The following is a 12632-nucleotide window of genomic DNA, read 5'->3' as shown; positions in this document are numbered from 1 at the left end:
TATATTAACCCACAGTAATGTTATTATATCCGAAGTGAAACAAAAACGTCAAATTTTAACCTATTTTTTCCTTCTCCATTTTTCAAATATCTGTTTGAGATCGATACTTATTCTTTCTTCCAAGGTGTTTCTTTGCTTTTGTTGCTTCTCCCGTTTCAATTTTTTGTTTAATTTCTCCTTGGCGATCCGGATCTCCTCCAACAGCTCCCTGGAAGAGATGCGGTAGGCCCCTTGCCCAAAAACCATCCGTTGCTCCAGATAATCTGACGTTGCCACATAAATGGAACGGTGCGGGTTTTTATGCTTCTTGACAAAGCGTTCGATAAACTCATCCGCGGTTTCGTCGCGGCGGGTGTAGTAAACCAAAATTTTCTCTTCGTCGGTTTTCACATCAATCCCTGGTGTGGAATGCGCATCAAACACAAGATGGACCTGCCGTCCGGTCATCGCCTGATATTCAGACAAATCGCGAATCAGCTGAACCCGTTCCTCCTCAATTGAAACCGGATTCCAGTGCACCCCCGACTTGGCACCGATCACGTTATACCCATCCACCACCAGCCATTCTTCATGCTTAACCATCGTTCATCCGGCAGCGCATGACTTCATACATGAGAATTCCCGCCGCAACCGATGCATTTAACGATGAAACCTTCCCTCTCATCGGGAGCTTCACCAAATAATCGCATTTCTTTTTCAACAACGAATGAATCCCGCGCCCTTCGTTCCCGATCACCATGGCAACCGGCATTTTGTAATCGACCCGGGTATACTCCTGTTCGGCCGATCCGTCGCTTCCGACGAGCCAGACTCCCCGCTCTTTCAACTCATCGGCAACACGGTTCAAATTGGTCACCCGGACAACCGGCACATGTTGCACCGCACCAGCCGAAGTTTTTGCCACCACGGAAGTCACCCCTGCCGCCCTCCGCTTCGGAATGATGACCCCATGCACCCCCGAGGCATCAGCTGAACGCAAAATCGATCCGAGGTTGTGGGGATCTTCAATGCTGTCCAAAAGCAAAAAAAAGGGTGCCTCCTGTTTCTGCTCCGCCCGCTCAAAAAGGTCTTCCAGCGAAGCGTACTCAAAGGCAGCGACTTGGGCAACGACTCCTTGATGGTTATTCCCTTCCGCCAATTGATCCAAACGGGTACGGGGCACCCATTGGAACGGAACGTTTTGTTTTTTGGCGTGTTCAATGATCTCATTCACGCTGAATTTGTTGATGTTTTTTGCCAAAAGAATTTTTTCCACCGGGCGCCCGGACTTCAAAGTTTCCAAAACGGCGTGTTTCCCGTATATCCAGTCAATCATTTTTCTTGTACCCCTTTTCGACAATCTCTATCGCTGAATTCATTAATTCATGCAAACGTTGTTCATCTTTTTTCAAATACAGGTAGCCCATCAACGCTTCCAATCCGGTGCTTTGCCTGTAATCCGTCACCTTGGCGTTTTTGGGGACACTTCCCGACTTGGCATTGCGGCCGCGTCTTAAGATGTCCCGCTCTTCTTCCGTCAAATCATTTTCAATCGCTTTGTACACTTTGGCCTGGGCCAAAGCAGAAACAAACTTGGACGCCTCTTTTTGCAAGTCCTGAGGCCGGGCAATGCCGCGGGCCACCAGGTGATGCCGGATAAAAATCTCATACACGGCATCACCCAGATAAGCCAGCAACAACGGATTATATTCCCGCGGGGTTTTGGTCAGCGGTCGAAGCATTCCGAACATGTTTTCACTCATTTTCTTCTCCATCGAACTCCTTGTGGTGTGTCTTCCAGCACAATTCCGCGGGCCAAAAGCTGGTCCCGGATCGCGTCAGCTTTGGCAAAATCCCGGGCTTTGCGCGCTTTTTGCCTTTCTTCGATCAAGGCTTCCAGCTCCTGCTCCAGGCGGTCTTCCGATTCGGTTGTGACAAGGCCCAAAATTTCTTCTCCATGCGTTTTCAGCCAATCCAGGATTGCTTGGACCGTTTCCTTGGACACGACCGGTTTTGCCACCGTTTCATTCGCCAATTTGACCACTTCAAACAGCACACTGATGGCATTGGCTGTATTGAAATCATCGTTCATCTCGGCTTCAAACTGCTCTTTGTACCTTGACAGCTTCGCGGCCGTTTCCGGATCTTCTTCGCCGGGAAGAGCCGAATCCAACCGGTGTTTTAAATTTTCCACCGCGGTTTGGATCCGTTCAATGCTTCCTTCCGCCTGCCTCATTACTTCGTCGCTGAAGGAAATCGGATGCCGGTAATGGGCGGATAAAAGGAAATACCGGATCGCCTCCGGGGAATAGGTCTTACGCAATTCAACCACGCGTTTGACATTCCCGAGCGATTTTGACATCTTTTCATTTCCCATATTAATATACCCGTTATGCAGCCAATAACGCACAAATGTTTTGCCCGTCCATGCCTCGCTTTGTGCGATTTCGTTTTCGTGATGGGGGAAGCAGAGATCGGCTCCGCCTGCATGGATATCCAACGTGTCCCCCAGGTATTTGCGCGCCATCACGGAACATTCGATGTGCCAGCCGGGCCGCCCGCGTCCCCAAGGCGTTTCCCAGCTGATTTCCCCGGGCTTGGCAGCTTTCCACAATGCAAAATCCAACGGATGTTCCTTTTGTTCATTGATTTCGATCCTGGCCCCCGCCTTCAATTCCTCCAGCGATTGATGGGACAGTTTTCCGTAATCTTTTTTGCGCAAGGAGCGGAAGTAAACATCCCCGTTCTTTTCATACGCATATCCTTTGTCGATCAGATCCTGAATCGCTTCAATCATCTCCTGAATATGCTCGGTTGCCCGCGGATGCACGTCCGCCCGTTGCACCCCCAACGTATCCATATCCTCAAAATAAGCTTGGATGTATTGTTCGGCGATTTCCGGCACCGGTTTTCCCGTTTCTTGGGAGGCCCGGATCAACTTGTCGTCGACATCGGTGAAATTCTGCACATAGGTCACACGATAACCCCGGGAACGCAAGTACCGACGCACCACGTCAAAAAAGACAAAGACACGGGCGTTCCCGATATGAATAAAGTTATATACCGTCGGTCCGCACACATAGATGCGAACCTCATTATTTTGTACTTGAAGCACTTCTTTCTTTCTGGTCAGCGTGTTGTAAAGCCGTATTGTCATCGTCGGTTGTTCCTCCCTGATCCACTGGATTTTCCGTGCACTTTAACTTCGCTTCCAACTCACTCAACCGGGCTTTTAACGCATCCATTTCCACATGCATGGATCGCAATGTTTCCGCAACCGGGTCGGGCAGGTTCACCTGATCCAAATCATCTTTCACCCGTACGCCGTCCTGGATCACCACCCGTCCCGGCACTCCGACAACGGTGGAATTTGGCGGCACATCCCGCAAGACCACCGAGCCGGCTCCGATTTTGGCAAAGCGTCCGACACGAATGGAACCCAAAACTTTTGCCCCGGACGCAATCATCACATGATCCTCGATCGTCGGATGCCGTTTTCCTTTTTCTTTGCCGGTCCCGCCCAATGTGACGCCTTGATAAATCGTCACATAATCACCGATTTCACACGTTTCTCCGATGACCACGCCCATTCCGTGATCAATGAAGACCCCCCGGCCGATTTTGGCACCGGGATGAATCTCAATCCCGGTAAAAAATCGGTTTAACTGGGATATTATACGCGCAATGAGCAACAAACGTTTTTTGTAGAACCAATGTGCCAACCGGTGAGCCCATAATGCATGCAATCCGGAATAAGTCAACACCACTTCCAAAGTGCTCCGAGCCGCCGGATCCCGGTCAAACACCGCTTGAATATCTGCCTGCAGAGTTTGGCGAATTCCACTTTTCTTACTCCACAGCATATCAGGTTTCCCCCTCTTATCGCCGATTTGGAAATAGGAAATAAAAAATCTCTGCAGCACGCAAGCTACAGAGACGGTATATCCGCGGTTCCACTCTGTTTGGGCCTGACAGGCCCCACTTTTTCCCGATAACGGCGGGTGGCCGGATCCTCCTACTCCGGACCGCATCCGTTTCAGAGGTCAGCTCCCGGGTGCATATCAGATGTTCAGGAATGGAGCTTCGCACCAGCCAGCTCCTCTCTGGAATTCCTTTAACATCTGACTCTCCCGATCACAGCCTTGTTACTCGTTTCTGTCTATATTATTTTGGCGGCTTTACAAAACATTGTCAATGACTTGATGCAAACGTTTTATCACTCGGTCCCGGCCGATCAAAGAAAGGCTTCCGCGCAGATCGGGACCGTGTTCCAACCCGGTGACAGCCACCCGGACCGGCATGAACAATTTTTTTCCTTTATAACCGGTTTCTTTTTGCACCTGTTTAAACATTTTCTTGATATCATCCGGTTCAAAGGATGCGCTTTGCTGAACTAGTTCCAAAAAAGCCTTCAAAACGACGGGAACTTGCTCTTCCGCAAGCACTTGCCGGGCTTGTTCGGAATAACTGATTTCATCTTGGAAGAACAAATCCGACAACTCAACAATTTCCGCCGCATACTCCATTTGCTCTTGATACAAAGCGACCAGGCGGGTCACCCAGGCTTTCTGTTCCTCATCGAGCGGCGTTTGGATGCGTCCGGCTTTTTCCAAATGGGGAATGGCCAGCTCGACGATCCGTTCCAAAGGTGCTTTTTTGATATATTGCCCGTTCATCCATTTTAATTTTCCGGTGTCAAAAATCGCCGGCGCTTTGGACACCCGCTCAAGCGAAAACACGTCAACCAGCTCTTGCGGTGTAAACATCTCTTCTTCCCCTTCCGGCGACCAACCGAGAAGCGAAATAAAGTTGACAATCGCCTCGGGCAAATAACCCAATTCCTTATACTGATCGATGAATTGGATGATGCTTTCATCCCGTTTGCTCATTTTCTTTCCTTCGCCGTTTAAAATGAGCGGAATATGGGCAAAGACCGGCGGTTTGAAACCGAGGGCTTCATAAATCATGATTTGTTTCGGGGTGTTGGATAGATGCTCTTCCCCCCGGATCACATGACTGATTTTCATCAAGGCATCATCGACAACCACGGCAAAATTGTAAGTGGGGCGTCCGTCCGGCCGGCGAATGACAAAATCCCCGATGCCGTCGGATTCAAATTTCACCGTTCCGCGAATTTCATCCTCGATGACAATGGTTTTCCCTTCCGGCACACGAAAGCGGACACTGGGAACCCGTCCTTCCGCTTCAAACTTCGCCCGCTGTTCCGGAGTCAAATCCCGGTCCCATCCGCTGTATTTGGGAACTTCTCCCCGGGCAATCTGCTCCTCGCGCTCTTTTTCCAGCTCTTCTTTGGTGGTATAGCTCAAATAAGCTTTTCCCTCTTTGAGAAGCTGGTCAATGTACCGGTTGTAAATTTCCGTTCTCTCCATGCAACGATAAGGACCGTAAGGACCGCCGACATCCACGCCTTCGTCCCACTTGATGCCCAGCCATTTCAGCATGGCCATCTGTTTTTCATCGGCACCCTCCACGTTCCTTTCCGTGTCTGTATCTTCGATCCGGACGATAAAATCACCGCCATGTCGTTTGGCATGCAAGTAACTGAATAAAGCCGTTCTTGCACCGCCGATATGCAAATGCCCCGTGGGGCTGGGTGCATAACGTGTGCGAACCCTGTCCATTGTTTACTCTCTCCTTTTATGCCAGATTCCATTCTTCATCGATTTTGCACGAGACAAACCACCGCCATGGATGCCATTCCTTCTTCGCGTCCGGTGAAACCCAGCTGCTCCGTGGTGGTGGCTTTCACATTCACCTGAGAGGTTTCCGCTTCCAAAATCTCTGCAATTCTTTGCGCCATTTGAGGAATGTACGGAGCCATCTTCGGTTTTTGGGCAATGATCACGGAATCCAGATTCCCCAATGCGTATCCTTTTTCTTTCACTTGCTTCCAAACCTCTTTTAACAACACCGCACTGTCGGCATCTTTGTAAGCATCATCCGTGTCCGGAAAGATTTTTCCGATATCCCCCATCCCTGCGGCACCCAAAATCGCATCCGTAATGGCATGCAATAAAACATCCGCATCCGAATGGCCCATCAACCCTTTTTCGTATGGAATGGTGACGCCGCCGACAATCAGCGGTCTTCCATCAGCAAACTGGTGAACGTCAAATCCTTGTCCAATGCGAATCATTTCTTCTTTCCCCTCATCTGATAAATCGCTTCTGCCAAATATAAATCATCGGGTGTGGTCAGCTTGATATTTGTATATTCCCCTTGAACCACACGCACATCCACGCCCATTTCTTCGACCAGCATAGAATCATCCGTTGCCACCGTTTCCCGGCCGGCAAAATGCTCATGCGCCGACAACAGGACTTCGCGCCGGAAAGCCTGAGGCGTTTGCACCGCCCACAGGCGCTTCCGGTCCGGGGTGTTTTCAACAATGCCCGCATCATCGACCACTTTGACCGTATCCTTCACCGGCACAGCCAATATGGCGGCTCCGTGCATGCGGGCTTCCTCCAGCAAACGGGAAATCGCTTCATGACTGACAAAAGGACGGACCGCATCATGCACCATGACCCAGTCCGTCGAAATCTTTTTCAATCCCAGATAAACACTTTCTTGCCGTTCTTTTCCCCCGGGGACGACATGCGTCACTTTTTGCAGCCCTGCTTCCCTGATCATCTTTTGCGTCCGCCCTATTTCTTTGTGATCAGCGACAACCACCATCTCATCAATTTCGGGAAAAGATTCAAACAAGGTCAAAGTATGTATCAAGATGGGTTGCCCGTGAAAGGTTAAAAACTGCTTCGGTTCACGGGTCCCCATTCTTTTTCCCATCCCTGCGGCAGGAACCACAACTCCAACACTCAAACACCTGTCTCCTTTCGCTTTCCAACAAAATATGCCCGTCCTTGGTTTAGAATATAAACCAATCACGGGCCTCAAGCAACGGCAATTTCATTTTTTCCTTAAAGATTTAAAAAGCCTATAACGCCTTTTCCAAAAGTTTCGGTTTGGCGAAAATCATCCGACCCGCAGATGTTTGCAACACACTGGTGACCAAAACATCAATCCGTTCCCCGATGTATTCACGCCCGCCTTCGATCACGATCATGGTTCCGTCATCCAGGTATGCCACGCCTTGACCATGTTCTTTTCCGTCTTTGATCACTTGCACATTGATCTCTTCCCCGGGCAACACAACGGGCTTCACGGCATTGGCCAGGTCATTGATGTTGAGCACGCTGACTCCCTGTAACTCGCAAACTTTGTTCAGGTTGAAATCATTGGTGACCACTTTTCCTGACAAGACTTTGGCCAATTTGACCAGCTTGCTGTCCACTTCCTGAATTTCTTCAAAGTCACCTTCATAAATCAGGACATCGACATCCAGCTCTTTTTGAATCTTGTTCAGGATATCCAATCCGCGACGTCCCCGGTTCCGTTTCAGCACATCGGAGGAATCGGCGATATGTTGCAATTCTTCGAGCACGAAGCTCGGAATCACCAACGTCCCCTCCAAAAAGCCCGTGCGGCAAATATCAGCAATGCGCCCGTCAATAATCACGCTGGTGTCCAGAATTTTATGCTCAACATAAGGCTTTTCTTCGTTTTTCTGTTTTCCTTCTTTATTTTGACGCCCAAGCGTAAAAACCGAGATCAGTTCATCCCGCTTTTTGTATCCCACTCTGAATCCAAGATAACCGAACAAACCGGAAAAGATAAAAGGCAACACACGGTTTACGCCCGGTATCGGCAGCTGTGCCAACGGTTGTTGAATTAAAAATGCAACAATCAATCCGAAAATTAAACCAAGAGCCCCGAAAAGTCCATCCGCAGCCGGTATTTTAACCAAACGCTCTTCGCTCCAGCGAATCCACTTCACCACATTATTCGACAACCAAAATGTTGCGACAAACATGATGACCGCTCCAAGAACCGCGCCAATATAATGCGGTCCCGGCACTTTGCCAAAATTCAGAGGAGACTCTTGAAGCAACCCGAAAAACTCAGGACCTAAATAGTAGCCAGCGGATGCTCCGACCAAGGTGAAAGCAAGTTCGACAAAACGTTTCAACACGGGGCTTCACCTCCTCCCAAAACGATGCTCGTAATAATCATTATAGACATTCTGCAAAAATGAAAACCTGATATCAAAAATTTTTCTTATGACCTTTTTGTTACAACAGAAAATAGAAACGATTATGAGTCCTTATCAGAAAAGATGCCGTCAATCAACTCCATTGCCTTCTCCTCATTCATGTCCCTTGCCAGCACCAGTTCGCTGATCAAAATCTGCCTGGCATTGTCCAACATTTTCCTCTCTCCGGTGGATAATCCTTTTTCTTCATCGCGGAGCATCAGCGAACAGACCACTTCCGCCACTTCATAAATATCTCCGCTTTTGATTTTGTCCATATTGGCACGATAGCGTCGGTTCCAATTGAGTGTATCATGGTTGTCCCTTTGCCTCATTTGTTTCAGCACTTTGTCAACGGTCGACTCATCGACCACTTCGCGCAAACCGATTTTCTCCACATTACTCATGGGAACCATGACCTTCATATCTCCAATGGGCATCCTCATGACATAGTACTTCTTCCGCTCACCCAAGATCTCCTTCTCTTCAATCGATTCTATGACACCTGCACCATGCATGGGATATACCACTTTATCGCCAACATTGAACAAAAGATCCACCTCCAGAGGCAATATCTGTTTCCAAGATATCACAAAACTTCAACACAGTCAATAAAATAAAAATCATTATCTTAGCATACAAAACTAATTATCGTCAATCCCTTTTTCCATTTGTCCTTTTGTTCCGTCTTGTCAAAAAATTGACACTATAATTCCGCTCCCTATATAATAAAACTGACTTCCATTCCGACCACAAGGCTGATGACACAGGTCATCCCCCGAAGTCTTTCTATAAATCTGCCGTCTCTATCCGAAAAAAGAGGTGAAAGGCATGAGCGAAAACCCTTTTTCTTCCTTTCAGGAACAAGTCGATGAATTACTCATCCGGCATCGCAGTTTTTTAGATGTGACATCAAAATTTCAAGAATCCGGCACACGGATCAACCGGTCTCTCACCAAAGCCGTCACGGAATGCGGTTGCATCCGGATCGATGCACAGAAACAGCCTTACCCCACCGACGCCCCCCGCGGAGAATGGAGAAAACACTTCAAAACACATTTATCCGGCAGGTTGTGCGAACAATGCCTGGAAACCGTTCAGACCGAAATCGGAAAAAACCTCTTCTATCTCACAGCTTTATGCAATCTGTTGGAGATCTCCCTGCCCGAAGTGATGGAAAAAGAATCAAAAAAACTCACAACACTCGGAGTATTCAATCTCCGTTGAGGATTCAAAGGAAAACAACCCTTTTAAAAAAGGGTTGTTTATTTTCCTATTTCCACTCTTCAATCGCTTTTTTACCATCTTCTTCACGTTTTAAGCTCACGGCTTTTTTCACACCATACAAAGCATACAAAAACAAGGGAATAAACAGGACTTTTGGCAATTCGCGCGGGTATAACACGGCTGTCGCCGCAATCACGATCAAAAAAAGCGGGGCCATCCATACGGCAGATTTCGGAATGCCCACCTTTTTAAACGTCGGATATTTGATTTGACTGACCATCAGGAAGGATAAAAAGAGCATGGCCACCATGAGGAAATACGCATTGGGCACATGATTATGATACAAAGCCATGGTCGCAAGAATCCCGCCTGCAGCCGTGATCGGCAATCCGATGAAATACCCCGGTTCACCAGGGTGTACGTTAAAACGTGCCAGCCTCAAAGCTCCGCAAATGGGAAATATTGCTGTCACCAACCAACCTTCCATCCCCATATGTTGAAACGAAGATACATACATGATGACTGCAGGAGCCACGCCAAATGAAATAACATCCGATAATGAGTCCAACTCTTTTCCAAATTCGCTTTGCGTATTCAGCATCCGGGCCACCCGGCCGTCCAAGCCATCCAGGATCATTCCGAAAATCACCATGATCGCCGCATATTCCCACGAATCTTGAAATGCCAAAAGGATTGACACAATCCCGAGTAATAAGTTCCCAACCGTTAAACAACTAGGTAATGCTCTGGCAATCATAAAGGGAACCTCCTAATCAGAAATACCGAAACATCTTTCAAAGTTTTCTAATTTGATGTTCTTTGTAATTTTTTAAAGTGGTTTCATTATAGTCTAGGTTATTTATATATGTCTGTCAATAAATACTTGTTCCTGAATTCGCTTCAATCCTTCTTTGATCATCTTTGCACGCACACTTCCGATCCCTTCGACCTCATCCAGTTCATCGATGGTTGCCACCATGATTCTCGATAAATTTTCAAAGCGCTCAACTAATTTATAAATCACATGGCTTGGCAAGCGCGGGATCTTATGAAGAATCCGGTATCCGCGCGGCAAAACGGCTTCCTCTTCAATGTTGATGGAGGACGGATATCCCAAAATCCGCACCAGATTGGCATGTTCCAACAAATCATCCGACGACAGCTTCTGCAACTCCTCGAAAACCACTTCCGGAGAAACACACGGATCAATGCAATAGTCTTCAATCAACAACTTCGCTTCATCTTCCGTGTCGGCCACCAGTTCCTCCAATTGCATACTGACCAGTCGGCCTTCCGTTCCCAATTCATGAATATATGTTTCGATCTCGCGTTTGATTCTGAGCACCATTTCAACCCGTTGCAAAACCAGTGCCACTTCGCTCAAGGTGACCAACTCTTCAAACTCCAGCGCTGTCAGGTTCGTGGTGGTTTGATCCAAAACGGATTTGTATTTCTCCAGGGTTTGGATGGCTTGGTTGGCCTTGGTCAAAATCACACCCATATCTTTCAGGGCGTAACGAAAGTTTCCTTTATACAAGGTGATAATATTTCTGCGCTGGGAAATCGAAACCACCAATTTCCCGGTCTGCCTTGCCGTTCGCTGCGCCGTGCGATGACGGATGCCCGTTTCCGTGGAAGGGATTGCGGAATCAGGAACCAATTGTGCGTTTGCATACAAAATCCTTTTCCCGTCGTTACTTAAAATAATCGCTCCGTCCATTTTGGCCAATTCATAAAGGTAAGCAGGCGTAAACGGACAATCGATATGAAAACCGCCATCCACGATTTCGCGAACTCCCTCGTCATAACCGATCACGATCAGAGCGCCTGTTTTAGCCCCCAGGACGTTGTCCAATCCTTCTCTCAAGGGAGTTCCCGGAGCGATCATCTGTAAAATACTACTGCTTCCTTGATGTCTGTCGTTTTTCACACCCTACCCTCCCAACGCCACTTCTAATGCTTCTTCCAACGTATTGACCCCGATCAGTTCGATCCCCTTCGGAGGCGTCCATCCCTGACCATTTTTCTCGGGGAGAATGACTCTTTTAAAACCCATGTTATGCGCTTCGGCCACACGTTGTTCAATCCGTGAGACTCCTCTCACTTCCCCGGTCAGTCCCACTTCGCCGATAAACAGATCAAACGGCGAGACGGCCACGTCCCGGAAACTGGAAGCCAGACTGACGGCCACGCTGAGATCGACGGCCGGTTCGTCAATGCGAACGCCTCCGACGACGTTGATATAAGCATCATAGTTTTGCAAGAAAAGCCCCAATCGCTTTTCCAAAACCGCCATGATCATCGTAACCCGGTTATAATCGATGCCGGCTGCCATCCGTTTGGGGGTGGCAAAACTCGTCGGCGCCACCAATGCCTGCAATTCGACCAATACCGGGCGGGTTCCTTCCATGCTTGCCGTCACCGCCGTCCCCGGCGCTCCCACCGGACGCCCCGACAAAAACAACTCCGAAGGATTTTCGACTTCCGCCAATCCTTCTTCCTTCATTTCAAAAACACCAATTTCATTCGTGGAACCAAAGCGGTTTTTGACCGCACGCAAAACCCGGTATGTGTGATGGCGTTCCCCCTCAAAATATAAAACGCAGTCCACCATATGTTCAAGCATCCTCGGACCGGCCAGTGACCCCGATTTGGTCACATGCCCCACGATGATGATCGTAATGTTTTGCTCCTTGGCCCACCGCATCAATTGTCCGGTGCATTCGCGAACCTGGGCGACACTTCCCGGCGCCGAAGCAATATCCGGATGAAACATGGTTTGAATCGAGTCGATCACCATCAATTTCGGCCGCACTTCATCCATCAACAATTCAACAGCCGTCAAATCAGTTTCAGACACCACCAACAAACGTTCGCTCAACGCATCCAGCCGGTCGGCACGCAACCGGATCTGTTCCGCGGACTCTTCTCCGGACACATATAAAACGGACAATCCCCGCTTGGCCAGTTCATGCGTCGCCTGCAAAAGCAATGTTGACTTTCCGATTCCCGGATCTCCACCCACCAAAACAAAAGAACCCGGCACCAATCCTCCGCCCAATACCCGGTTCAACTCTCTGATCCCGGTATCTGAACGAGGCTGATCCAGCTTCTCCACTTGTGTAATCGGAATGGCTTTTTCCCGTTTGCTCTTTCTGTGCATTCCGGTACCGGGAACGGTTGAACTTTCGCTGTTGAGCTCTTCCACCATGGTATTCCATTCATGACAGCCAGGGCACCGGCCCATCCATTTCGGCGTTTCATAGCCGCATTCCTGACAAACAAACTTTGTTTTTTTCTTCGCCATGGCTTT

The 12632-nt window shown here is 48.6% G+C and carries 14 protein-coding genes and 1 other annotated feature; of the genes, 1 reads left to right on the top strand and 13 read right to left on the bottom strand.

The genetic code is table 11. The features are described from left to right. Positions 1–60: 60 nt before the first annotated feature. From H1R82_RS11635 to H1R82_RS11590, 10 genes are all read right to left on the bottom strand, one after another. Positions 61–582, bottom strand: a complete 522-nt coding sequence (locus H1R82_RS11635) for an NYN domain-containing protein (protein ID WP_181732399.1) — start codon at positions 580–582, stop codon at positions 61–63. Beyond that, positions 575–1315: a 23S rRNA (guanosine(2251)-2'-O)-methyltransferase RlmB gene (gene rlmB, locus H1R82_RS11630; protein ID WP_181732398.1), complete on the bottom strand. Its 741-nt coding sequence runs from the start codon at positions 1313–1315 to the stop codon at positions 575–577. The genes H1R82_RS11635 and rlmB overlap by 8 nt, the downstream gene beginning before the upstream one ends. Beyond that, entirely contained in the window at positions 1308–1742 is a 435-nt protein-coding gene (locus tag H1R82_RS11625) for a Mini-ribonuclease 3 (protein ID WP_232333981.1), read from the bottom strand. Before H1R82_RS11625 ends, rlmB begins: the two co-directional genes overlap by 8 nt. Then, positions 1739–3136 carry a cysteine--tRNA ligase gene (gene cysS / locus H1R82_RS11620; RefSeq protein WP_181732397.1) on the bottom strand — a complete coding sequence of 466 codons (1398 nt, stop codon included), beginning with the start codon at positions 3134–3136 and terminating at the stop codon, positions 1739–1741. Before cysS ends, H1R82_RS11625 begins: the two co-directional genes overlap by 4 nt. After that, complete coding sequence (cysE, locus tag H1R82_RS11615) at positions 3075–3818, bottom strand: serine O-acetyltransferase (protein ID WP_181732450.1); 744 nt, start codon at positions 3816–3818, stop codon at positions 3075–3077. Before cysE ends, cysS begins: the two co-directional genes overlap by 62 nt. A gap of 90 nt (positions 3819–3908) precedes the next feature. Continuing rightward, positions 3909–4126: a binding site (T-box leader), on the bottom strand. A 31-nt stretch (positions 4127–4157) separates the two neighbouring features. Next, entirely contained in the window at positions 4158–5621 is a 1464-nt protein-coding gene (gene gltX / locus H1R82_RS11610; protein WP_181732396.1) for a glutamate--tRNA ligase, read from the bottom strand. A 35-nt stretch (positions 5622–5656) separates the two neighbouring features. Further along, positions 5657–6136: a 2-C-methyl-D-erythritol 2,4-cyclodiphosphate synthase gene (ispF, locus tag H1R82_RS11605; RefSeq protein WP_181732395.1), complete on the bottom strand. Its 480-nt coding sequence runs from the start codon at positions 6134–6136 to the stop codon at positions 5657–5659. Next, positions 6133–6822 carry a 2-C-methyl-D-erythritol 4-phosphate cytidylyltransferase gene (ispD, locus tag H1R82_RS11600; RefSeq protein ID WP_232333980.1) on the bottom strand — a complete coding sequence of 230 codons (690 nt, stop codon included), beginning with the start codon at positions 6820–6822 and terminating at the stop codon, positions 6133–6135. The genes ispF and ispD overlap by 4 nt, the downstream gene beginning before the upstream one ends. A 115-nt stretch (positions 6823–6937) precedes the next feature. Beyond that, positions 6938–8032, bottom strand: coding sequence for a PIN/TRAM domain-containing protein (locus H1R82_RS11595; RefSeq protein ID WP_181732394.1), 1095 nt, complete (start codon positions 8030–8032; stop codon positions 6938–6940). A gap of 122 nt (positions 8033–8154) precedes the next feature. Further along, on the bottom strand, positions 8155–8652 hold the full coding sequence (locus tag H1R82_RS11590; RefSeq protein WP_231564634.1) for a CarD family transcriptional regulator: 498 nt from the start codon (positions 8650–8652) through the stop codon (positions 8155–8157). A 271-nt stretch (positions 8653–8923) separates the two neighbouring features. Here H1R82_RS11590 and H1R82_RS11585 point away from each other — a divergent pair, with 271 nt between their 5' ends. Further along, positions 8924–9319, top strand: a complete 396-nt coding sequence (locus tag H1R82_RS11585; RefSeq protein ID WP_181732393.1) for a nucleoside triphosphate pyrophosphohydrolase family protein — start codon at positions 8924–8926, stop codon at positions 9317–9319. 46 nt (positions 9320–9365) lie between these two features. Here H1R82_RS11585 and pssA read toward each other — a convergent pair whose 3' ends face one another. The 3 genes from pssA to radA all read right to left on the bottom strand — a co-directional run bounded on the left by pssA (position 9366) and on the right by radA (position 12626). Next, positions 9366–10076 carry a CDP-diacylglycerol--serine O-phosphatidyltransferase gene (gene pssA / locus H1R82_RS11580; RefSeq protein WP_181732392.1) on the bottom strand — a complete coding sequence of 237 codons (711 nt, stop codon included), beginning with the start codon at positions 10074–10076 and terminating at the stop codon, positions 9366–9368. 102 nt (positions 10077–10178) lie between these two features. Next, positions 10179–11207, bottom strand: a complete 1029-nt coding sequence (disA, locus tag H1R82_RS11575) for a DNA integrity scanning diadenylate cyclase DisA (RefSeq protein WP_181732448.1) — start codon at positions 11205–11207, stop codon at positions 10179–10181. A 45-nt stretch (positions 11208–11252) separates the two neighbouring features. Beyond that, the gene (gene radA, locus H1R82_RS11570; RefSeq protein WP_181732391.1) at positions 11253–12626 is read right to left on the bottom strand and encodes a DNA repair protein RadA; all 1374 of its coding nucleotides are present in this window, start codon (positions 12624–12626) and stop codon (positions 11253–11255) included. Positions 12627–12632: the final 6 nt, after the last annotated feature.

It is taken from the genome of Thermoactinomyces intermedius (assembly GCF_013912365.1).
GTDB lineage: Bacteria > Bacillota > Bacilli > Thermoactinomycetales > Thermoactinomycetaceae > Thermoactinomyces > Thermoactinomyces intermedius.
The sequence above is the reverse complement of the archived record's forward strand: the minus strand, read 5'-3'. Positions and strand labels throughout refer to the sequence as shown.